Origin of the sequence: Winogradskyella sp. SYSU M77433, from assembly GCF_029911945.1 — a bacterium.
Taxonomy (GTDB): Bacteria; Bacteroidota; Bacteroidia; order Flavobacteriales; family Flavobacteriaceae; genus Winogradskyella.
In genome coordinates, this window is the sequence record NZ_JARYTG010000001.1 from 1 (window position 1) to 23356 (window position 23356).

General features: G+C 32.1%; 26 protein-coding genes. 13 read left to right on the top strand and 13 right to left on the bottom strand.

What is annotated here, in order from left to right; genetic code table 11:
* Nucleotides 1-50: 50 nt before the first annotated feature.
* The 5 genes from QGM60_RS00005 (at nt 51) to QGM60_RS00025 (ending at nt 3770) form a co-directional block, all read left to right on the top strand.
* Nucleotides 51-584 (top strand): hypothetical protein, encoded by a 534-nt coding sequence (locus QGM60_RS00005; protein ID WP_281138103.1) that lies wholly within the window; start codon nt 51-53, stop codon nt 582-584.
* A 147-nt stretch (nt 585-731) separates the two neighbouring features.
* Nucleotides 732-1364 (top strand): hypothetical protein, encoded by a 633-nt coding sequence (locus tag QGM60_RS00010; RefSeq protein WP_281138105.1) that lies wholly within the window; start codon nt 732-734, stop codon nt 1362-1364.
* Nucleotides 1365-1474: 110 nt separating this feature from the next.
* Entirely contained in the window at nt 1475-2233 is a 759-nt protein-coding gene (locus QGM60_RS00015; protein WP_281138107.1) for a DUF6090 family protein, read from the top strand.
* A gap of 278 nt (nt 2234-2511) precedes the next feature.
* On the top strand, nt 2512-2970 hold the full coding sequence (locus QGM60_RS00020; RefSeq protein WP_281138108.1) for a DUF4352 domain-containing protein: 459 nt from the start codon (nt 2512-2514) through the stop codon (nt 2968-2970).
* A gap of 65 nt (nt 2971-3035) precedes the next feature.
* Nucleotides 3036-3770 (top strand): class I SAM-dependent methyltransferase, encoded by a 735-nt coding sequence (locus QGM60_RS00025; protein ID WP_281138109.1) that lies wholly within the window; start codon nt 3036-3038, stop codon nt 3768-3770.
* A 6-nt stretch (nt 3771-3776) separates the two neighbouring features.
* Here QGM60_RS00025 and QGM60_RS00030 read toward each other — a convergent pair whose 3' ends face one another.
* The 5 genes from QGM60_RS00030 to QGM60_RS00050 all read right to left on the bottom strand — a co-directional run bounded on the left by QGM60_RS00030 (nt 3777) and on the right by QGM60_RS00050 (nt 9455).
* On the bottom strand, nt 3777-4376 hold the full coding sequence (locus QGM60_RS00030; RefSeq protein ID WP_281138110.1) for an MCP four helix bundle domain-containing protein: 600 nt from the start codon (nt 4374-4376) through the stop codon (nt 3777-3779).
* Nucleotides 4377-4623: 247 nt separating this feature from the next.
* The gene (locus QGM60_RS00035) at nt 4624-6843 is read right to left on the bottom strand and encodes a TonB-dependent receptor (protein ID WP_281138112.1); all 2220 of its coding nucleotides are present in this window, start codon (nt 6841-6843) and stop codon (nt 4624-4626) included.
* A gap of 2 nt (nt 6844-6845) precedes the next feature.
* Nucleotides 6846-8120, bottom strand: a complete 1275-nt coding sequence (locus tag QGM60_RS00040) for a cell surface protein (RefSeq protein WP_281138114.1) — start codon at nt 8118-8120, stop codon at nt 6846-6848.
* 94 nt (nt 8121-8214) lie between these two features.
* Nucleotides 8215-8778: a DUF4331 family protein gene (locus QGM60_RS00045; protein ID WP_281138116.1), complete on the bottom strand. Its 564-nt coding sequence runs from the start codon at nt 8776-8778 to the stop codon at nt 8215-8217.
* Nucleotides 8779-8798: 20 nt separating this feature from the next.
* Entirely contained in the window at nt 8799-9455 is a 657-nt protein-coding gene (locus QGM60_RS00050; protein ID WP_281138118.1) for a DUF4331 family protein, read from the bottom strand.
* A gap of 147 nt (nt 9456-9602) precedes the next feature.
* Here QGM60_RS00050 and QGM60_RS00055 point away from each other — a divergent pair, with 147 nt between their 5' ends.
* Nucleotides 9603-10790, top strand: coding sequence for an LETM1-related biofilm-associated protein (locus tag QGM60_RS00055; RefSeq protein WP_281138120.1), 1188 nt, complete (start codon nt 9603-9605; stop codon nt 10788-10790).
* Between the two features lie 2 nt (nt 10791-10792).
* On the opposite strand, the gene QGM60_RS00060 is transcribed toward QGM60_RS00055, so the two are convergent.
* From QGM60_RS00060 to QGM60_RS00085, 6 genes are read right to left on the bottom strand one after another with little or no spacing between them, the layout of a single operon-like run.
* Complete coding sequence (locus QGM60_RS00060) at nt 10793-11548, bottom strand: LytTR family DNA-binding domain-containing protein (protein WP_281138121.1); 756 nt, start codon at nt 11546-11548, stop codon at nt 10793-10795.
* 30 nt (nt 11549-11578) lie between these two features.
* Complete coding sequence (locus QGM60_RS00065) at nt 11579-11905, bottom strand: 2TM domain-containing protein (RefSeq protein WP_281138122.1); 327 nt, start codon at nt 11903-11905, stop codon at nt 11579-11581.
* A gap of 12 nt (nt 11906-11917) precedes the next feature.
* The gene (locus tag QGM60_RS00070; RefSeq protein ID WP_281138124.1) at nt 11918-12265 is read right to left on the bottom strand and encodes a 2TM domain-containing protein; all 348 of its coding nucleotides are present in this window, start codon (nt 12263-12265) and stop codon (nt 11918-11920) included.
* Between the two features lie 11 nt (nt 12266-12276).
* Entirely contained in the window at nt 12277-12630 is a 354-nt protein-coding gene (locus tag QGM60_RS00075; protein WP_281138126.1) for a 2TM domain-containing protein, read from the bottom strand.
* Nucleotides 12608-13960 (bottom strand): histidine kinase, encoded by a 1353-nt coding sequence (locus QGM60_RS00080; RefSeq protein ID WP_281138128.1) that lies wholly within the window; start codon nt 13958-13960, stop codon nt 12608-12610. The genes QGM60_RS00075 and QGM60_RS00080 overlap by 23 nt, the downstream gene beginning before the upstream one ends.
* A gap of 15 nt (nt 13961-13975) precedes the next feature.
* Nucleotides 13976-14614 (bottom strand): hypothetical protein, encoded by a 639-nt coding sequence (locus QGM60_RS00085; RefSeq protein ID WP_281138130.1) that lies wholly within the window; start codon nt 14612-14614, stop codon nt 13976-13978.
* Between the two features lie 474 nt (nt 14615-15088).
* On the opposite strand from QGM60_RS00085, the gene QGM60_RS00090 reads away from it, so the two are divergent.
* From QGM60_RS00090 to QGM60_RS00105, 4 genes are all read left to right on the top strand, one after another.
* A complete protein-coding gene (locus tag QGM60_RS00090) occupies nt 15089-15364 on the top strand; it encodes a hypothetical protein (protein ID WP_281138132.1) in 276 nt (91 codons plus the stop codon).
* A gap of 135 nt (nt 15365-15499) precedes the next feature.
* Nucleotides 15500-16168 (top strand): SLATT domain-containing protein, encoded by a 669-nt coding sequence (locus tag QGM60_RS00095; protein WP_281138134.1) that lies wholly within the window; start codon nt 15500-15502, stop codon nt 16166-16168.
* A gap of 118 nt (nt 16169-16286) precedes the next feature.
* A complete protein-coding gene (locus tag QGM60_RS00100; RefSeq protein ID WP_281138136.1) occupies nt 16287-17237 on the top strand; it encodes a hypothetical protein in 951 nt (316 codons plus the stop codon).
* Nucleotides 17238-17369: 132 nt separating this feature from the next.
* Nucleotides 17370-17900: a GNAT family protein gene (locus QGM60_RS00105; RefSeq protein WP_281138138.1), complete on the top strand. Its 531-nt coding sequence runs from the start codon at nt 17370-17372 to the stop codon at nt 17898-17900.
* A gap of 298 nt (nt 17901-18198) precedes the next feature.
* On the opposite strand, the gene QGM60_RS00110 is transcribed toward QGM60_RS00105, so the two are convergent.
* The gene (locus QGM60_RS00110) at nt 18199-18618 is read right to left on the bottom strand and encodes a nucleoside-diphosphate kinase (RefSeq protein ID WP_155089679.1); all 420 of its coding nucleotides are present in this window, start codon (nt 18616-18618) and stop codon (nt 18199-18201) included.
* A gap of 239 nt (nt 18619-18857) precedes the next feature.
* On the opposite strand from QGM60_RS00110, the gene QGM60_RS00115 reads away from it, so the two are divergent.
* From QGM60_RS00115 to QGM60_RS00125, 3 genes are read left to right on the top strand one after another with little or no spacing between them, the layout of a single operon-like run.
* Nucleotides 18858-19877 carry a bifunctional oligoribonuclease/PAP phosphatase NrnA gene (locus QGM60_RS00115; RefSeq protein WP_281138144.1) on the top strand — a complete coding sequence of 340 codons (1020 nt, stop codon included), beginning with the start codon at nt 18858-18860 and terminating at the stop codon, nt 19875-19877.
* 30 nt (nt 19878-19907) lie between these two features.
* Complete coding sequence (gene gldI, locus QGM60_RS00120) at nt 19908-20441, top strand: gliding motility-associated peptidyl-prolyl isomerase GldI (RefSeq protein ID WP_281138145.1); 534 nt, start codon at nt 19908-19910, stop codon at nt 20439-20441.
* The gene (locus QGM60_RS00125) at nt 20434-21642 is read left to right on the top strand and encodes a peptidylprolyl isomerase (protein ID WP_281138146.1); all 1209 of its coding nucleotides are present in this window, start codon (nt 20434-20436) and stop codon (nt 21640-21642) included. The genes gldI and QGM60_RS00125 overlap by 8 nt, the downstream gene beginning before the upstream one ends.
* 98 nt (nt 21643-21740) lie before the next feature.
* On the opposite strand, the gene QGM60_RS00130 is transcribed toward QGM60_RS00125, so the two are convergent.
* Nucleotides 21741-23207: an aminoacyl-histidine dipeptidase gene (locus tag QGM60_RS00130; RefSeq protein WP_281138148.1), complete on the bottom strand. Its 1467-nt coding sequence runs from the start codon at nt 23205-23207 to the stop codon at nt 21741-21743.
* Nucleotides 23208-23356: the final 149 nt, after the last annotated feature.

Genomic DNA, 23356 nt, shown 5'->3' on the forward strand with positions numbered 1-23356 from the left:
GAAAAATAATAACAAGCTGGAATTTTTAACCATTTAAAATACATCCAAAAATGGTCAACCTATTTCAGGACAAGACAAAACAGAGAACTAAAGACATTTTAGCAATTATTCTGATAATATTAGTTACTGCTGAATTGCTGATATATAAATCTGAACTGAATTTTGCTCATTCTAATATTTATAAAATTACCTTCCTAAATTTAATAGTTATTATCGGATTTACTTTATTGCATTCCAATAAATTAAGTCATCGGATTTTATCATTGATTTTGACAATTGGAATTGGATTTACAATACTTTTCTTTGAGTTTATTGGAGATTATTCTGGAACTGAAAAAAAACATAGTTCGTGGGAAATTGATAATTATGAAATCATTTATGCAACTCAAGAATACTTCGCTGGTCCTGGAAGTGAACCTTATTTGAAATTAAGAAAAAAATATTTATTTGGAACTTTCTATGAGGACATTGATGAAACCGAAACTGAAGTTCTTTTTTTAAAATCTGAACCCGAAGATTTCATTGTGAAATTTATAAAAACCAAAACTGAATTTGATCTTTGCAAAAAGAAACAACTGAAATAAAAACGATTTGCCAACAATGTACAACCGCAATTACGGCGGATTCGACTACGTCCGAATCCACTCGGAATTGCTAACGTCAGTGCTTAACCGAAAAGTAAAACATATAAACCCGTAACTGACGGTTATACGAGACCGTCGTTCACAATTATGAAAAAACTCAACATGAAATCCATTCACATTATATTTCTTATCGCAATTTTAATTGTTGGTTGTTCTAAAAACGACAAAAAACAATCTACTATTGACAAATTAAACGAAACACCTGAAACTCTTGAAGGAACAGAAAGTAGAATTTTAAGTACATATCGATATGATGGAAATATTATTGATAACCTTTACAAAGAAGCACTTAGTAAAAATCAAAAATTGGAAGAATTAAATGATCGAATTGAAGAAATCTCTTCGGACAGTTTAACCGAAAAAACAAAAGAATATTTAAAATATAGAAATATCAATAAAAGATATTGGTCTACAGCAAAAAGCTATGCTAATAACTTGAATGATAGTATTTGGAAAATTGAAATGATTGATATAATTGAAAAGTTAGAATCGAGCTATGAAAAAAAAGTCTCAAAACATGAAAGCAAAATGGATTCAATTGAAGAACTAAAATCGACTCTACGAGATAAACTTATTCTAATGAAATTATTCATTACTGAACCTATGATACATAATTATCAGTCTAACGAATTACCCGATATTATACAGCTCGAATCGATAATAAAAGATTATAAGAAAGCAATTGAGGATTCAAAGGAATATACCAAAATCAACAAATAACACTGTAAATTAATGCCTATAAGTAATAGCTTGCTCTCACCTATTTCTGAAAATAGTAACAACTAACCCTGATTTCATTTCACAATATCACAACAACAAACCACTAACCAATGATAAAATTCTTTAGAAAAATCAGACAAAATTTACTTTCAGAAGGAAAAACTGGAAAGTATTTTAAATATGCAATCGGAGAAATTATTCTTGTCGTTATTGGAATTTTGATTGCCTTACAAATCAATAACTGGAATGATAACAACAAAAAAAATGAGTTAGAACAAGAAGCCTTATATAATCTAAAAGTAGATTTTGAACTCAATAAAAAAGAACTTGAGAACATCATTGCATCCACAGAATCTAGCATCAACAAAAGCCTAGAGATTCTTAAACATACCGGAAAAAATAATTCGGATAACTTTCTTCTCGATAACTTGCTACTTGCCACAGTAAGCGGACAAATATTTAATGCTCAAAATGGTTTTTTAAACGATTTAATTAACTCAGGTAATCTAGGGATTTTAAAAAATGTACAATTAAGAAGTAAGCTATCATCTTGGGCTCCAAATCTAGATAAGTTAGCACGTAAGGAGGCATATCTTGAGGGAAGCGAATCAGAACTCATTCGTTATGTTACAAAAAACGGAAGCTGGCTCAATGTCGATAATTACATTTTCTCAAAGTCTAAATCGGACTTAAAAATTCCAAAATCTGGTTTCGATGTGTCTAATAATGATATGCTCTCTTCTTTAGAGTTTGAAAACCTAGTAGAAAATTGTGTAATTTATCATAACATCAACTTAAGGTATCAAAAAGAAATTTTAAAATTATCTAATGAAATCTTAGAGTTGATTCAGTCGGAAATTGATGAATAAAATAATGAAATTAATTCTACTACTATTATCACAATTCAATATGATTCGGATAATTATCCAATAAGCAGGACTGCTGCTTATACAACAAATGGTTTTGACAACGGAACAGTTACTTCAAATTTTACTTATCAATAGGATTTAATTTTTAAAAAATTGTAATTAATTATTAGGCATTGTCTATTTGTAAAAATTAATCTTCATATTCATCTAGAAATTTTTGTACTGAGCCATTACTCAGTTTTATTCATTAGATTAGAGAAAAATTAAATTATTTCAATATGCGTAGAATCATTTTCCTTTTTTTACTTTTTTCTATTTCTGTTTCAGCCCAAAAAATTGATAGAAAAATTTTTTATGAGTTCAATGAAAATGTAGATTTTCGAGTATATAACATGAGTAAAAGTCGTACGACAAGTAGAAATCATTTAACTTATATAGCTAAAAAAGGGCAAAGATATATTTCTATGACATTAGAGCTAAGAAACAATTCCTCAGAAACTCAAATTGTAGATTTTAGAGATTTTTATTTATTGGATGCAAATTCTAAACTTAATGAACTAGAAATGGTTATTAAAGCAATGAAATTAAGCGGCAATCCCAAACAATTTGAACAAAAAATAAAACCGAACAAAAAAATTAAAGTTGGTATTGAATTTAAATATCCCATTTCCAAGGAAGAAATTATAAAAACTATTGTAATAGACGGAAGAAAAATTGAATTGGAGTTAAAAAGTTAAATTCAATTTTTAATCCTAATTGAAGAATATCACATTAAAAATATACCATTAATATCTCTTCAAAATTGAAAGACAACTTCTCTACAGCTTCAGATAATTATGCCAAATACAGACCTAAATATCCTACAGCTTTTTTTGAGTATTTAAACACTTTAATACCCGAAAAAATAAATGCTTGGGATTGTGGTACTGGTAATGGCCAAGTGGCTTTTGAGTTGTCTAAATATTTTAAAAATGTTTGTGCTACAGATATTAGTCAATCACAATTAGATGAAGCTTTAGAAGCAATGAACATAGCCTATTCGGTGCAACCTGCTGAGAAAACTAATTTTAAGGACAATACATTTGATTTAGTTATTGTAGCTCAAGCCATTCATTGGTTTGATTTTGAAAAGTTTTATACCGAAGTAAAGCGTACAGCTAAACAGAATGCTATAATTTGTGCTGTTGGTTATGGATTGATTAAGATTTCTCCAGAAATTGATAGTGTTATTTCTCACTTTTACACGAACATTATTGGATCTTATTGGGATAAGGAACGCCAATATATTGATAACAACTACCAAACCATACCTTTTCCTTTCAAGGAGATTACAACTCCAGATTTTGAAAACACATACAGCTGGACATTAGTACACCTCATTGGATATCTTAACACTTGGTCTGCTGTAAAACATTACATCAAAAACAACAATACCAATCCTGTCAATGCTCTTGAAAAAGAACTGAAACCTCTTTGGAAAACTGATGAAACCAAGCTGGTCACATTTCCTATACTCTTAAGAATCGGTAAGGTTTAAAAACGACTAACTTTTATCTTTTGGTTGGTATATAATGATGATTTGTATCAACAACGCTAAGAATATTAAAAAATAAATTTCCATTTGGGTAAACAGTTCTACTGTATCAATAGCGCGTTTACTAATGGCCATTTGTTTGTTGCCTTCATCTAATTGAATTCTAGATAAATCATCTAAATTGGCTTTTATCGCGTTTATGTCATTATTAATCGCACTTTTATCACTCAACTCAGAGTCTATAAATTGTTGTTCAGAAGCCTTTAAATCTTTGAGATGTGCTTTCAAATCATTAAAGTTCTTATTTTCTTCATCAGTGAGTTTTGTTTTTTCATAATTTGAAATCAAGACTTCTAATTCCTTATTTATTTTAGGATTTTCAGCGTCAAAAAAAGACGTATCAGATTTAGCGACAGCTAACTCTTTTTCTTGAATTGTTTTTGAAATATCATAGATAATACCTTTTACAATAAGTCGGTCTTCATAGATGGTAACTACCGAATCTCTAACTCTAACAAAGTTGTTTCTATCAATTAGATTAGTCGTAATAATCAACACAAATACAATCAGTATACCTAAAATCCATTTTACTTTATTGAAAAAATTCATAGCCTAAAATTTGCAAAATCATAAATTATCCTAAAAATAATTAAAAATCCTCAACAACCATACTAATTAACATTCCTGATTCTATAAATAGAAACACCCACGCCTAAACGTGGGTGCCCAACTAACAAAAAAACTCAAAAACATCATGAGCAATCATGATATGATTAATCAATGATTAATCTTTCTTGCTAGCAATCAATCAACTTGAATTAACTTGCTTCCCCACAAGTTAAACCTTGATATCTATTTAAAACTTATAGGTTACCATGCCTTTTATAAAGAATGGTGTTCCTGGTGTAAAATGTATTTCTTCTACCGACTGCGTTTCATTTTGTAATCTCGATTCTGTTGCAAACTGTGTTTCATTCCAAGCCACATCAAAAAGGTTTTCTACTGCCACACCTAAAGTGATATCATTAAATTCATAATTGATGTTTAAGTCTGTAATAAAATAACCTTCAGCGACTATAGAATTATCTTCATTCGCAGGTCTGTCATCTAAGTATCTAAATCGTATACCTCCAGAAAAATTATCTAAATCATCAACAGACAAACCACCTGTTAATGTGAAATCTGGTGCTAGAGGAATATAGTTTTCACCATCAGGATCATCTATACTTCTAGCTTCTGTAACAGTAGCATCTGCATCTAAAAACAACCAATCATTAGCTTGATAACGTAGGCCTAAATCCAAACCATAGCGTCTTGTTTTTCCACTTGGCTCCACAATTCCTGCATCACCTACATACACAAACTCTTGCTCTAGAAATAAGTACCACAACGCAGAATTAACAACAAGCTTTGGAAACGGTTTCCAAACAGTTCCTAAATCAGCTCCATAAGAACGTGGTAAAATATCTTCACCTCCATTAGCCACAACTACTCTAGTATCATTAGAATGAAAGCCCAAACCAGACTTTAAGTACAGTTGTAAATTATCTTTAGCATTTAGGTAAAAGTTAAGCTTTGGACTTAAAATAGTCTTGGTCTCCGATTGTGTTTCGTAAGCAGTTTGTAATTGATCGTTGTACATAAACTTGAAATAATCTAATCGTAACGCTGGAGCGATTTTAAATTTTCCAAATTCAAACTCTGCTTTGGCAAAAGCATCAATATTTGTTTGATTGATATCGCCAAGTTGAATGTATTCTAAAGTTTCTGTTCTATTTAAAGTATGAGAAAGTTCTATGTCATTTACAATGTCATGTCTAAATCCTAAACCTGTAGTTAGATTGAATTCGGTATCACCTAAAAATGTTGCGTATTTCAATGTTGAATTTGCACCGAAAATATTACGATCTTCTTTCTGTTTTATCTGATCTCCATTAACAGGATCTTCTAAGAAAAATGTGAAATTAGAATACAATTCAAAGGCATAACGCGAATAAAACGCATCAGTACTTATTGAAGTATTATCATTAATATACTTATCGAACGTTACATTGAAATTGGTACGTTCGGTCTCACCTCCTTCGGTATCATCTATAGCTCCAAAACGTGAAATATTTCTATTATCAACTTCACGTTGCGGAATTTGACCTGAGGCATCCCAACGACTAGTAAAATGAGAAGCCGTTAAAGTTAGTTTGTCATTTTCAGGAGAAAACATAACGTATTTTCCAAACATGTTTAAGCGGTTGAAATTTTGAGGAGACTCAAAAGGACCGTCCGTTGCCAAATATTCAATTGCCATATATGCATTTTGATTTTTTGTATTTTCCATAAGGTCGAACAATCCAACTGTTCTAAGCGTATTGAATTGTCCTGCTGAGAATGAAATACTACTATTTTCTAGATAATCTCTGGTACTAAAATCTACATAACCTGCAGTGTTAAAATCGTCTTCCTGTGCATAATAACCACCTTTACCAAAATCGATTTTATTTACCGTTTCTGGAATTAAAAAGTGTAAATCGCTATAACCTTGTCCATGTGCATGGGACACCATATTGACTGGCATACCATCTACTGAGATAGAAACATCAGTTCCATGATCGATGTCAAATCCTCTGAGGAAAATCTGTTCAGCCTTACCTCCACCTGCATGTTGGCCAATAAATAAACCTGGTACTTTTCTTAAAACTTCCTGTGAAGAATTTACAGGTGTTACTTTAAGATCTAATCGGGAAATTGTGCTTACCGTATTCAATTCTTCTTCAATAACCATTTCATCTAACTGAAAGGCTTTTTCTTCTAAAATGATATTTTGAAACTCCGTAGTCTCTAATATAATCGTCTTTGTTTTATAGCCGAGTAAACCTATTTTTAAAGAATCACCAACTTTTGTATCCGTTATAACGAACATACCATTTTCTGAAGTGTGTGCATGAGATTCTGAGTTCAAATTATAAACATAGGCAGCTTCTAAAGGTTGATTGAGCTCATTAGCCACAAGTCCTTTTATGTTTTGAGCTGTTACAGTAAAAGCAAAGCTCAAAAACAATACTACTAAAATTAAATTTTTCATGATTACAGTTGTTTAATTTTAGCCTCCATTGTTGGCCCTAGCTCATATAAGCTTGCCAATAATTCTTCTTTAATAGGCATAACTTGTTCCTCTTTACCAGCAGCTTTATATATTTCAGCAATGTGGTATAAAACCTCTGGTTCAAAGGTTTGACCTTCTATATGTTTAACAACAATTGCATATGCCTTCTCTATATCTCCTTGCTTAAAATAACTCCAAGCCAATAAATCGTAAGATTCTGGTGTTGGTCTATTTTCTACCTCCTCTAATGCTATCGCAATAGCTTCTTCACGACGCTTTAAATCTTCAATTAAAAGCAATACATTATATTTATTATACATATCACCATAAAGCTTGTTTGCTACTGATTTTTGATAATCTTTTAAAGCATTTTCTTTTAGTTTATCATCACTTTTGAATTCTGCGATTTCAGCTTTTAACAAATTATAATCTGGCGCTTCATAATAGGATGTTACATGGTTTAGAATTCTTAAAGCTTCTTCAGGGTTTTTCTCATAAGAATAGGCTATCCAAGCAATACCACGTTTGGCATGCGCATCATTAGTGTCCAATTCTAAAGCTTTTAAATAGTATTGGTAAGATTTCTCTATCTCTCCAGCATGTCCATAAAAGTCGGCCAAATTGGTATAAGACCATTGCTTGTTACTTTTTAGATTAGAAGATTCTGCAATCTTTGCCGCAGCTTCCATATTTTCTATCGCTTTTTCTAGATTACCATTATGATCTTGCCATTTTGCTAAGCGAATGAGATAATCAAAATCTGATGTATTTTTAATCTGGAATAAATAGCTTTCTGCTTTAAGGTAATCACCAAGTTCTAAATACACATCAAAAAGCATCTTTTTGGTTCCTGTTAAGTTTTCACCATTTTCTTCTGCTTTTTTCAGCAATTCCAATGCTTCTTTAAAGCGATGTTGAGAAATATAATTAGAAGCTAATATCTTAAGATAAGACGCTTGTTTGCCTCCAGTCATTTCTATAGCTTTAACTAAATCCTCTTCTGCTTTTATTAAGTAAGAAATATTGCCTGTAGTATTAAATATTTGTGTGTACGCACTAGCGCGTTTTGCTAAATAAGGGAATTGATTTGGCCCATTTTGTAGTTTATCTGTCCAAAATTGAGCACTTTGCATTAGTTCTGTGCTATCAATTTTAGTATCTAAGTAGGTGTTATAGTCTTCTGATTTGGTGATTTTTTTATCACAACTATACATTACTACTAATACAATGAGGGGAAGGTATCTTCTTAGTATCATGATTATTTGTTTTTATGAGTTTTTTGTTTTTAAAATAATTCTGAAGCGAAACAAATGTCCCAAATGCTCCACTTCAGAATTGAGATCTAGCAACCTACCATGGCGAAGCTAGATAAGGGAAAGCGGTTGTAAATGCTTTATCGTTGGCATCTACGTTATCATTGGATAAACCTGGGTTTTCGCTAAAATCTTCACCGCCAAAGATTAAAAGCAATTCTACTGTGATGACATCATCAGCTAAAGCTCTACCAGTAAGTACATTTGTACCATCGTAAAATGTTGTTGTTCCGTCTAAAGAAACATTAAGTACATCTGTTGCTAAAAGTCCTGTGAAAGTTGCAGAGTCTAATCCTAAGGCATTTGTATCACCTGGATTTGCATACGCTGGACTCAATGCCTCAAGATTTGTTTGAAACATAGATTGAAAAGCTGCATTCTGTTGTGAAGGTACTGTTGTATTAAAAGCATCTTTCATTCCTGAGGACACAAATACTGTATTCACAGCTGGTCGTCCCATTTGATCTTCTTGTGCATAAGTCCCTGAAAAATCAGGTCCTGTTGGAGCTACATAGCCTCCTTCGTCGTCATTACTACAATTGTAAGCTGTCATTGACACTACAACTGCGATTGCAAAAAGTTTTATAGTATTAAATTTCATGTGTTCTAATTTTTAAGTTCTTATTGTTTTCTTTTAGATTCTACCCAAGTGTTTATCGTACCTGATCCACCAATCATAGATTTTGGTACTTCAACAACTACAGACATCACATTACTTCCTGCAAATGTGTCCATACCCGGATCGTTAAAACTTGTGGCATTACCACCTATAATTTGTCCATACTGTGCAAAATCCATAAAGAAAGGATCATCTCTTGGTCCTGCAAAGGCCATAATTCCACCTGAAGATTCAACAATTGCTGATTGTCCGTAAGGAGTAATATCTACCACGACTTGATTTGAAGAAGTTGAAGCAATTGTGCTATTTAATCCTGTTTGTGAAGGAGCTGTTGGTCCGAAAACATACATTTTCCCATCTCTTGGAGTGGCTTGAATCACTAAGTCTTCAACATTGTCACCATTGGTGTCAATATTAAACTCTATTAATACATTTTCATCAAAAGCTGCATTTTGGGTGTCACTACCAGGACCTAAAAGTCCTTGTACATTAGCTACAAAAGCAATGTTTGAAGTGTTTTCGCCTTGAAAAGCGTAGAAATCTGTAATGTCACTCGTTCCGTTTGTGACTGCAGGAGCATCGATATGATCTGCTGCAATGGCAACAAAAGTAGCTACCACCACGATTGCTGTTGCGAATAATAGTTTTGTTTTTTTCATAATTTTGAGATTTGTTAATTATTTGTGTCTCTGCATTACCTACGCAATTATCATCATAGCAGTTTTGTTAAAATTTTGTTAATGAAATAAATTGATGCTAAATCCACATAAAAAATTAATTTTGCATCATCAAATTGAAAATGGTTTATGAACCCGTCAACAAGCGGTTGGATAGTTAATTTTTGTTCTCAGATTTCTAAGAACCCATTGCCCTATGAAACTTATGAAGACCTCTACGAAGGTTTAAAACAGAATGGTTTTATCTATGGTGTTAATGTTGGTATAACACATGCTATTAAAAAAATTCATAAATATTCTGAAGACGAACTTGCCAAAGTAAATTTAATTACGGCTTTCTATCATGTATACAGGTATCATAACCCTTATTTTACTACTGAGGAATTTATCTCCAAGCTCTTAAAATTCTACACACAACTTGAAGTTTCGGATTTAAACCTTTGGGATAAATTAGTGATAGGAAAGAGTGAAACGTCGATGTTAGAACGACTTATTCACGACCGTATTCAGATTGATGACAACCTATTAACTAGAAATTTTAATAAGTCTATTACCAACTCACTACTCTTTGTAGATGTTCTTACTTTTGAAACACACCTGAGACGTGAGTTTGACATAAAATCTTATGCAGCTAACTTAGAGAGTATCATTATTGGTACACTATACCAATCCTTGAATTCAAAAAGTAAAATTACCGATTACGATAAGGAGATTATTGAAATTATAGAAACCTCAACCTCTTTTGTAGATGATGAAGAGCTCGATGTAGAAGATTTAATCTATGATATTGATTACAACATTAATTATCATGAGAAAAAATATCTTCTGGACTTAATGTGTCTTTCCATTTGGGATGATGAAATACTTGAAAAATCGGAATTTAGATTCCTAAAAAGCTTAGAAAAACGATTAGATTTAGAAGAGCACGAAATTTATAAATCCATTATAGACGTTAATAATTTTCATAAAGAACACCGAAAGGAAATTATGCTTTTTCAGCAATCTAATCCTATCAGTAACTTTTATGAAAACTCATCTCAGCTGGTTAACAAACTCATCCGAAGAAACAGTAAACGCTTAGTAAAAGAGTTGAGACAAAGTAAAGAGTTACTCTCTCTAATTTCGAAATCAACACATTCAGATTTAACCAAAGAAGAGCAAAAACAACTACAAGAACAATTATTGGATATTTTAAAAACCGTACCAAGTTTGGCTATTTTTATGCTACCTGGTGGAGCCATTTTATTACCAATTTTTGCGAAACTTATCCCTAATATGTTACCATCGGCTTTTGATGATAATAGAGTTGAAGATTAAATCTATTCTAACCAGTTTTTAAAATCTTTCACACGCTCGCGTGATACAATAACCTCCTGCTCACTGAAGTGATTCAGTTTTATTTGAAGTCTAGAATTGGTATAACTGATAATATCTTTGATAGCGTTGATGTTAACATAGAATTTACGACTAATCCTGAAAAATACATCTGGTTCTAATTCATCTTCAAGTTGATCTAAGGTGACATCTAGAAGATAATCTCTACCTTCAGAAGTATGTGCATATGTTCCTTTGTTTTCGCTATAAATACATTCTATATCTTCAATATTTATAAGCTTAATATGTTGACCAACTTTTACAGAGAAACGTTTTTTATATTCTCGTTCTATAGGATTGACCAAAAGTTTTTTGATATCGTTAAAATCTAAACTTACCGATTGTTTTTGAGGTGTACGACCTTTAAATTTTTCTACAGCTGTTTTAAGATCATCCTCATCAATTGGTTTTAGTAAATAATCTATACTGTTGAGTTTAAAAGCTTGTAGCGCATACTCATCATAAGCCGTTGTAAAGATTACCGCAGAATTGATTTTTATAGCTTCAAAAATTTCAAACGATAAGCCGTCACTCAACTGTATGTCTAAAAATATTAAATCGGGATGCTCATTCTCCTGAAACCAAGCTATGGATTCTTCCACAGAATGCAACATGGTTTCCGCCTCAATATCCAAAGCTTTTAGCATACGTTGCAATCGTCTTGCTGATGGTTTTTCGTCTTCTATAATGATTACGTTCATTGGTCAGTTATTCTTTTTAATGTATTTAATTTATTCCCAAAAGGTCTGTTCTTCTTGGTGCTTATCCTTTAAATATTCTTCTATCTTTTTCTCTTCCCAGTCTTTATTAAAAATTGGTTTTTTTCTAAAAACTACGATAGCATTTACAATAATGGCAATACTCCACAGCACAATTATTGACACATTTAAACCTGTTATTGGCTTTACATAAGGCCCTTCTTCCATAACGTAAAAGTTCAGTAGAATTAGTGCCATTACAATAAGATATAAGGCTAAATGCCAATAAAATATCTTAATCTGCCTTACTCTTTTCTGAGCTTTTAGAAATAACTCTTTTTCGTCTTGTTTTGGTTGCATATCACTTCTGATTTATTCCCAGCGTTTACGTTCCTTTTCCATGTATTCTTCAATCTTTTTGTTTTCCCAATTACTACCGAAGAAAAAGTTAGGACCAAAAACTCCTAAGAAGTGAAATATTAAACCAATACCCCAAAATGTCGCTGTGGCATAAGGTCCAAAACCTGAAAATCCACTTTCAGAATTTAAGGCAATTAATAAAATTAAAAAGATGTTTACCACAACATAGACTGCCAAATGCCAATAAAACCCAATAATGGCATCTACTTTTTTCTTGGCTCTTAAGTAAGCTTCCTCTTCTCTATAATCTCTGTTAGAATCACTTGATTCTTTATACGGTTCTAAACTATATTTTTCCATTGTGTAATGCTTTAATCTTTATTTAATTCTTCTTTCATATGCTTTTGTATCATACGCTCTTCCCAATCGTCACCTACCAATTTTGGTAAAATAAACACTGAAAACGCATGCAATGCCAAAGCAATGCCCCAAGCCATCCATGTTAGTAATGTAGAAAAACTAAAAATGGCTTCACTAATAGTTTGTCCTGCTTTTACTCCATACATCACTTTTACAATTGTAATAACCGTATTAATGGCAATAAAAACAGCTAAGTGCGAATAAAAGCGTTTTAGTTTTTCAACCTTACGTTGTGCTTTTTGATATTTTAAATCTTTCTCTAAACTTTTCATAACTCCAGTATTAATTCCAACGACTTCTTTCATCCTCTTTGCGCATATATTCTTCAATTTTGCGCTTTTCCCATCCAGCTCCAAAGGCACCATTATCTACAAAAACTCTGTAGGCTTGAAATACTAGACTCAATCCCCAACCAAAGGCCGGAAACCAAAACCATTGTATGGTATGGCTAGAATAGTTGTACCATATAAATACCAAAAATGGTATGACAAACACATAGGATATTAAGCTGTAATAGAAACCTTTTAATTCTTCTACGCGTTTGCGAGCTCTTACATAATCGTCGTTAAGACGTTCTCTTGATTTTTGTGCTGTTCTCATAACTGACACTTGTTTTGTGAGCATCGGAATCGCAACTGCAAAATCCTTCTCTCGTTGATTGATAATAACTTTTCTGTTGGATAATAGGCTATAACGTTGTTTAATGTTTTCTAGACCTACTCCACTACTTTTCTTTACAATTTGTTTTAGTTGAAGATTGTTCATCACTACAAGGTAATTTCCATCTTCATATATTTTAATGTGCAACGGTTTGCTTGAGGTTACCATATTATGTTTCACTGCATTTTCCAACAACAATTGAAGCGACAATGGCACGACTTTACAATCTGGATTTGAAGCTTTTTCAGGCATTTCAAAAATGATACTATCCTCAAAACGCATTTTTAAAAGCGACATATAAGTCTTAGCAAAACTCAGTTCCTCATCAACCGTTACTAATTCTTTATTCTTCTGTTCTAAAACATAACGATATACTTTAGAAAGCGACGTTGTAAACTTTTGTGCTGCATTAGGATTTTCCTCAATTAAGCTCGTTAATACATTAAGACTATTGAACAAAAAATGCGGATCTAACTGATTTTTTAAGGCATCAAACCTAGCACTTGCTGCGCCTGCAATAACTTTTTGTTCTTTTATTTTATTCTTCTGGTAACGATTGTAAAAGTAAATGACATAAAAGATAGAAACGATAGTCAAAGTAATCCAAAGACCGAATGAATAGCCGCTCCAAGTTTCATTAGCGAGGAAGACTTCAAACGCTTGTCCAAAAATGATGACTTCTACAAAAACCCGTAATAAAAATATGGTAACTAAAGTTATTACTGTGCTTCCTAAAATGCCATAAACAATACGTTTTAAAATTTCATAATCTCTAATTTTTCGCTTTTCCAAGAAATCGAAAAACAACGTATTTACATAGTTTAGAACAAAAGTATAGAGTTGATATATGGCAAAGTAAATTAAAAACTCATTGGTACTCTCGTAATGAAATCCACCAGAAAGCAGTGTTCCAATAACAAATACAATACAGCCTAAAAAAAAGGTGATAATGATATTTTTAACTTTCTTGTTCATAATCATTTTTATAATTTATTCTTTACAAGATTTTGTAACTTCTTCAGCACGTTCTCTTCCCCAGTTTGGATGAAAAGCACTCTCTGGCTTAAAGGTATCAAAAAGTTCTAATGATGCTTCTATTTCATCACAATAAGGTGTGGTATCCTTCCCGAAATATTTAGCACTTCCCATCTCCCAGTCAGCTTTACAAAATACGGCTCTTGGGTTTTCTGGCTCTAGCTCTAATGCTTTTTTGTACAGTTCATTTACTTTTCCGCTATACTTCATGCCGTAGGTCATGCCATCAAACACAATCCAGTTGGTATAGATTTGCGCTTGCATAATGATTAACTCTACATTCTCTTCAGAAGACTTTGTTTTTGCGATATCTAAATGTTCTTGCGCTTTACCTAATTGTGCTTTTATTACCGTAGCATCTTTTTCATTCCAACTTTTTAAGCTATTCATTTGTGCTACATAATAATTAGGTAACCATTGGTCTTGTTCTGCTTTGGCAATACGTTCAAACATATTTTCGGCTTCGTCCCATTTACCTTCTTCCCAAAGTTCAAAGGCTTTGGTCATTCCTTTTTCAAAATTGGTCTGCGCTTTTGCTTGATTATTGGTTAACGCTAAAACCAATATAACTGCGATTTTTACTAGTGTGTTCATGATGTCTTGATTGATATTTTATGATTACGGTACAAATATCTTTCACAACTCTAGCTTTTTAAAATAGGAATTACCGAACTGTATGTTTTTAATGACGAATTGTAATTTTTTAAAAATTACTTCTAAATAACAGTAACTTAGAACATCTTTTTACGACTGATGAGACAGTTAGTAATTATGAAACCGTCATTTCGAGTGTTAATACGTCTGTCGTTTTAATGTATGGAGAACTGCTTTTATTACTCTCCATATAATTTTTCATCTTTTCATCTTGAAAAACCACTCGAACTGACGATTTTCAACCAAAAACCAAAAAAACCAACCATAAAAACAATAAAACATAACACTCTAAAAACAAAGCTGGCAACTATAAACAATACTAAAATTATAATTATCTTACTTGTTTGAATGTAAGGTGGGTATAACCGATTTGATGTTTTATTGTTATCTCACCATTAAACTTAAAATGTAATTATGACTGATAACGAAATTTTAAACGAATTAAATAATCCTGAGTTTAGAATAAATATAACTAGACTTATTTGGCGTTCTCATCAATTTAATAGGCTAAACTCTGAGTATTTAAAAGAAATATTGAAACAACAACTTGAATTAAAAGAATTACTCAAAGGGAACAAAGAACATAAAATCGAAAATAATTTGGAATCAAAATTCTCTGAAATAGATTCAAAGATTCGGGCTTATGTCAATAAAGATTTAATTGATGACATGAATTACATTCAAGAATAATTTTAGGTTTCTTAAATATCATTTTCAGCACTAGGAATTATACCAAAACGAAACAAGAATATTTTTGAGTATAAACTACCTTTTGAAACAAAAAGACTCGTAATAAGTTTATTGAAAAATTTTAAAACAAAGTTAATGTCAAAAAAAAATAACCAATTTACTGGACCTAAAAAATACTTAGAAAAAAGTTTCTTAGAGGAGTTGAATTATAAAATATGGTCAACCAAAGCTGCTAGATTTCACGCCGACAAAAGATTAAAAATTAAAGCTAAATTGTCAAATATCAGCTTAGCATTTCTTTCAGCTTACTTGATAATTGCAAGTTTGATCTCTGTTTACAACATTAATACTGGCAATAATGAAGATATAATAAATTACATTATTACTGCATTATCAATTTTAGTTTTAGTTGTCAGCCAATTTGAGAATGCACAAGATTATAAACTAAATGCAAAAATATTTCATGATTGTGGACTTGAATTATCTGTCCTTTATAATGATTTACGTGTATTTAAAACCTTAAAGAAAAAGCCATCGGAATACGAACAATACACTTTCGGAAAGAATCTCTCTGAAAAATATCAAAATGTTTTGAGGAATTACCAAAACCATTCACCAATAGATTATGATATGTTCCAAATTAGCAATATAGATTATTTCGAGAAAATTGCACCTAAAAAAGTAACCCCTAAAAACATAAAAAAAGTTAAACGTAAATATATTTGGCAAGTTTATGGTTGGTATTCAATTATGATTATTACTCCTCCTATATTTATAGCTGGTATAATAATAATTACAAAATAAAATCATGTTTTGTAAAGTAATAATTATTTACTTTCTATTCTAGCCTTATAAAATCACTCTAGAACTTTACCTGAAAAATTAGAAAAGTTTTAGTTTTTTAAAGCAAAAAAACAGCCAAATGAACAAAACACTCAGAATCTTAAAAAAGATAATTTTATATACATTTTCCATTCTTTTATTGCTCTCAGTGGTAGGTTATATTTACCTCTATGTGCTACCAAAAGGCCCTGAAATTACTGCAACCAATAAAATTAATGTAGGTACAGACACTTTTGTTATGCATGCTTATAAAGATAGTGAGCGAAAATCAATCAAAGTGTGGACATACAAACCTAAAAGTTGGAACGACAAAGACAAAATAGTTTTTGTAATGCATGGTGGCGGACGAAATGCAGATGATTATCTAAACGCATGGATTGAATTAGCTGATAAAAATAACCTACTCATTATAGCACCTGAATTCGAGAATAAGTTTTCAAAATATACAACAAACGACTATCAAGAAGGGAATTTATTTACCTTCTTCGGAACTAAAAACCCGAAAAGCGAATGGGCTTACACAGTCATTGAAAACATTTTCGACCACATTAAATCAGTTAATAATATCACCAACGAGCAGTACGATATTTTTGGTCATTCCGCTGGCGGACAATTTGTACATAGAATGGTTATGCTAATGCCAGAGTCTAGAATCGGAACAGCTATTGCCGCAAATTCTGGATTTTACACTTTGCCAAACGAGAATCTTGAATTTCCCTATGGAGTGAAAAACACAGAGACAAATGTACAAAAAGCTTATAAAAAAAGATTGGTTATTCTATTAGGAGAATTAGATAATGATCCAAGTTTAGGAACTTTTAGAACAACAGATTTAGCAATGGAACAAGGAGCTCATAGGTTGGAACGTGGAACAACATTTTTTAATGTGAATAAAGAATTGAAGAACAAAAATAATTGGACATTTAATTGGGAAATAGACACTGTAAAAAACACAGGTCACAACTATAAAAAAATGTCTAAAAGTGCCATTGAGTGGATAAGGACTAGTCCTTATAATGAGTATGAGTAATTACTTGTTATCAGCTAGTTATGAAAGTCTTTTAGCATTTTTATCAAGAAATATAAGAAAATCATAGAAATCAAAATTATTACACATCATAACACATACAATGATACTTAACAAAACAATTTCAATTAATTGATGATTACCTTTGAAAACTATACCATAAGACCTCTAAAGATTGATGACCTTAACCCCTACTTTGATCTTGTAGAAAGAAATCGAAAAAGGTTAGAAGATTTTTTTACAGGAACAGTTTCTAAAACAAGAGATTTAGAAGCTACTAAAAACTTTTTGGTTGAAATCGATAAGAAAAGGAATAAAAAAGAATATTACCCATATTTAGTAGTTGATAATATAACAAACAATTTTGTTGCATTTATAGACCTTAAAAATATAGATTGGTCAATTCCTAAGACAGAAATCGGGTGTTATACAGATGAAAAGCATGCAGGAAAAGGAATAACTACAAAGGCACTTAACTTATTTATAGATTTTTGTTTCGATAATTTCAACTTTAAAAAAATCTATCTTAGAACACACAAATCAAATAAAGCTGCTCAAAATGTAGCTAAAAAATGTGGCTTTGACCTAGAGGGAACTATTAGAATGGATTATATAACAACTGCAGGGGATATAGTTGACTTAATGTACTTTGGTCGTTTGAATTGAAAAAAGCACTTGAGTTTATTAAACAGAAAGTAAGAAAATATCCATTTCACCATAATCATATAATCAATTGATTATATGATATTTAATTAATTTAAAAATTAGAAATTCTATTGAAGGAAGAAAAATAATACGATAAGCTTTAAATAGAAAAGAACTTGTTAAACTATCTATTCACAATAGAAATAAAGCTGCTATTAGTCTTATTGCTTTAATAGATGAATACTTATAGATGGAACTATCTCAAAAAAAAAGACCATCCTAACAGATGGTCTTTTCATATCTAAAATAAATATTTTTTTTAGAACATCTCTCTACCAGAGAAGTGGAAAGCACCTTCAATAGCAGCATTTTCATCACTATCACTTCCGTGTACTGCGTTTTCACCTATTGAAGCAGCATATAACTTACGGATAGTACCTTCAGCAGCATCTGCAGGGTTTGTAGCACCAATTAAAGTTCTAAAGTCTTCAACAGCATTATCTTTCTCTAAGATTGCAGCTACGATTGGTCCACGAGTCATATACTCTACTAACTCGCCAAAAAATGGACGTTCTTTGTGGATACCGTAAAATTCTTCAGCATCTGCAGTTGTCATCTGAGTTAATTTCATTGCTACGATTCTAAAACCTGAAGCTGTAATTTTTTCTAGTATTGCGCCAATGTGTCCTTTTTCAACAGCATCTGGCTTTAACATTGTAAATGTTCTGTTAGTTGCCATGTGTAATTTTTTAATTGGGTGCAAAAGTAATGTATTTCTTTTATTTATCAAGTTCAGGTTTATTAAATTAATGTTACTACACGCTGCCAAACTGAGTACAGGAGAAATGCAACTGAAACAAATAACTCATTAGGCTTCAACTGCACTCAGCCTGACACATAACAATAGAAAAAGAACGATTCTTAATTTCATATTAAAACCATAATTCAGAAAAAGTAAAAATTGTATATTCGTCCACTATGATTACAGCACAAATTCCTGAAATAAAAACACTCTTAAGCACACCAAAAAACTGTGTTATTGTACCTCATAAAAATCCTGATGGTGATGCTATGGGTTCTACTTTAGCGCTATATCATTATCTGAAAATTTATAATCACAACGCTGTTGTTATTGCCCCTAATGATTATCCAGATTTTTTAAAATGGTTACCAGATAATGATTCCGTTTTAATTTTCGATACTAATCAGGAAGCTTGTCAAGCCTTTATTGAAGATGCCGATTTACTTTTCACTTTAGATTTCAATGCTTTTCATAGAGCTGGTGATGGCTTAGGCAATGCTATGGAAACTTCAAAAGGCATTAAACTAATGATAGATCATCACCAACAACCCGATGATTATGCTACATATATGTATTCTGATGTAAGCATGTCATCAACTTGTGAAATGGTTTACAATTTTATAGAAATGCTTGGCGATTTAGATAAAATTGATGCTGAGATTGCAACATGTCTCTACGTTGGAATAATGACAGATACAGGATCTTTTAGATTTCCAGCTACAACGAGTAGAACTCATCAGGTCATTGGTGACCTAATTGAAAAAGGAGCAAACAATTCAGAAATTCACAATAATATATACGATACCAATAGCTATAGTCGTTTACAGTTGCTAGGCAAAGCCATGCAAAACTTAAAAGTAATTCCTGAATTAAAAACAGCTTACATCACTTTATCTCAAGATGAATTGGATGAATACCATTTTAAAAAAGGAGATACAGAAGGTTTTGTTAACTATGCACTGTCTTTAAAAGGCATTGTTTTTGCTGCTATATTTATTGAAAATAAACAAGAAGACATTATTAAAGTCTCATTGCGTAGCAAAGGTGACTTTTCAGTTAATGAATTTTCTCGTGCTCATTTTAATGGTGGTGGACATACCAATGCTGCTGGTGGACGTAGTGAAAGTGATTTAAAAACAACGATTGACAAATTTATTAGTATATTACCGCAGTATAAACAACAATTGTCCCAATAACCCTCAATTGGGTAAATAAAATAGAATAATATGAAACACCTACTCTTTATCATATTTATTGTGGCACTTTGTGTAAGCTGTAAATCTCCTGAGGCGAGAATGCCAGAGATTGTACAATCTGGTTCATTTTTAAAAGAATCTGCTGAGCGTAACAAAAAACTCAACGAGCTAGAGTACAAACAAATTGAAGCTATAATCGAAGATAATCCTGATATAGAATACCTCACTTCTGAAAGTGGCTTTTGGTATTTCTATGAAAATAGGATTGAAGAAGATACTATACAACCTCAATTCGGTGATCTTGTTGATTTTCATTATAACGTCTCCAATATCCAAGGTTCTGAAATTTATACCACGCAAAACAAAACCTATATTATGGACAAAGAAGAACTGTTCACAGGTTTACGCGAGGGTTTAAAATTAATGAAACCAACAGAGAGTGTAACTTTTATTTTTCCATCACAAAAAGCTTTTGGCTACTATGGTGATGATAATAAAATAGGAACGAACATTCCACTAATTTGCGAAGTAACTTTAAACACAATAACCCAAAACAATGATTAAAAAAACTCTTACAGCAATAGTTGTATTATTAGTCTTGGTAAACATTTCTTGCCAAGAGAATCATCCTGATTTAGAAGATGGACTTTATGCCGAAATAGTAACAACCAAAGGTACTATGGTAGCTAAACTCTTTTATGATAAAGTACCTGTAACTGTCGCTAATTTTGTAGCACTTGCTGAAGGCAACCACCCTATGGTTGAAGAAAAATATAAAGATAAACCATTCTATGATGGTCTAACTTTCCACAGAGTAATGGACAACTTTATGATCCAAGGTGGAGATCCTTTAGGAAACGGATCTGGAACACCTGGTTATAGGTTTGCTGCAGATTTTAGCCCTGAACTTAAGCATGATAAGCCAGGCATTTTATCAATGGCAAATGCTGGTGGAATAAATACTAACGGAAGCCAGTTTTTTATTACTGAAGTTCCTTACCCAAGAGGAAATTTCTACGACGAAAACGGAGCTTTAAAACCATGTGACCAACCTGGAGTTAGCTGTCACTCGGTATTTGGTGAACTAGTTAAAGGGCTTGAAATACAAGATTCTATTTCTAATGTAAAAGTGATAAACCCAAGAGCAAGAAATAATAAGCCTGTTGAGGATGTTGTTATCACTAAAGTAAATATTATCAGAAAAGGAAAAGAGGCTAAATTCTTTGATGCACCAAAAGTGTTTTCTGAAGAAATGCCAAAAGTTGAGGATAATTTTAGATCAATTAGAGAAGAAGCTAAAGAAGCTGCTAAAGCTAAAGCCAAAGAAGCTAGAGATGAATGGCTTAAAAAGAATGACTCTTTAGAAGGTCGTAAATTAGAATCTCCAACAGGAATGGCTATGATTTTCACCAAAGAAAGTAATAGTGTAAAACCTAAACCAACAGACCAAGTAAACATTGATTGTGCTGGGTATTTTGAAGATGGTACATTATTTTGGACTACTTGGAAAGAAGTTGCTGAGAAAAATGGCAAATACGATGAACGACAAGATAAAGCTGGGCAATACGCTCCCTTCTCTAAACCTTATAATGAAAGTGCTGGCTTGATAGCTGGTTTTAGAGAAGCGATGTTAAACATGAAAGTGGGTGATAAAGCCAGAGTGTTTATACCTTATTATTTAGGTTATGGAGAAAATGGCAACGGACCAATACCTCCAAAAACCAACTTGGTGTTTGATATTCAACTTACAAGTATTGCTAATTAAGCAAACCAAAATAAAAGATAAAAAGCAGCTATTCATTCTGAGTAGCTGCTTTTTTTTAATCTTATTGTCATGCTGAACTTGTTTCAGCATCTAAAACATTAATCTTTCTTCGGGATGTTTTTCAAAATCTCTAAAACAAAATCCCAATACTTTTGAGCTGAAGAAATCTGAGCACGCTCATCAGGTGAATGTGCTCCTTTAATATTTGGCCCAAAACTAATCATGTCCATTTCTGGATAATTCTGTCCTAAAATCCCACATTCTAAACCTGCATGGCAAGCCGCTACATGAGGCTTTTCGCCATTATTTAAACGCTCGTAAATTGGCACCATTACTTTTAAGATAGCAGAATCCATATTTGGCGCCCAACCAGGATAACTACCCGAAAATTCTACTTCGCAACCTGTTAATTCAAAAGTAGCACGTAATGTATTGGCTAAATCCCATTTAGAACTTTCCACAGAACTACGTGTTAGACAACCTATTTTAATAGCTCCATCTTTTACGATTACTCGTGCAATATTATTAGAGGTTTCAACCAAATCCTTAATATCAGGACTCATTCTATACACACCATTTAAAGCAGCATATAAGGCTCTTGTTAATCCTTCTTGTACTCCTAAGTCCATGATTTTTTCTGGTGTTTCAGATTTAGAAATCTTAATTTCTAAGTCAGGTTCCATAGTTTTAAACTCATGCTTTATTGTATCTGCTAAAGCCTTCATTTCAGTTTCAAAAGCCGCTTCATTAACGGCATCTATAGCGACTATAGCTTTACTTTCTCTTGGAATAGCATTTCGCAAACTACCACCATCAATTTCAGAAATACGTAAACCATAATTTTCAAAACCATCAAATAATAAACGGTTCATTAGTTTATTTGCATTTCCTAATCCTTCATGAATTTGCATACCAGAATGTCCTCCTTGCAAACCTTTAACTTCAATTGTATAACCAATTTTAAACTCAGGAGTTTCCTCTTCGTTATAAGTACGTGTAGCAGTAACATCTACTCCACCAGCGCAACCTACTCCGATTTCATCATCCTCTTCAGTATCTAAATTTAGTAGAATATCACCTTTTAGCAAACCACCTTTTAATCCCATAGCACCTGTCATACCAGTTTCTTCATCTATAGTAAAAAGTGCTTCTAATGCTGGGTGAGCAATACTATCACTTTCTAAAATAGCCATTATGGTTGCTACTCCCAATCCATTATCTGCGCCAAGTGTTGTCCCTTTTGCTTTTACCCAATCCCCTTCAATGAACATATCGATGCCTTGTGTATCAAAATCGAATTGGGTATCGTTATTTTTTTGGTGTACCATATCTAAATGCGATTGCATAACGATTGGCTTTCGGTCTTCCATACCTGCTGTTGCTGGCTTTCGAATGATAACGTTTCCTACCTCATCTACAATAGTTTCTAAACCTAGATTTTCTCCAAAGTCCTTCATAAACTTTATAACGCGCTCCTCTTTTTTTGAAGGTCGAGGTACAGCATTAAGATCTGCAAATTTGTTCCAAAGTACTTTAGGCTCTAAGGCTCTTATTTCTGTGTTCATGTTTGTTTATTTTAGTATTGCAAAATTACAAAATGACTTGCTGAATGACGTATCATTTGCTAGTTGATTCTTTTCTTAATCAAGAATTAAAATTTTCATAAATGGATTCTTACAAAATAAAGTAATGACAAGTTTTTTCTATTTTTGAG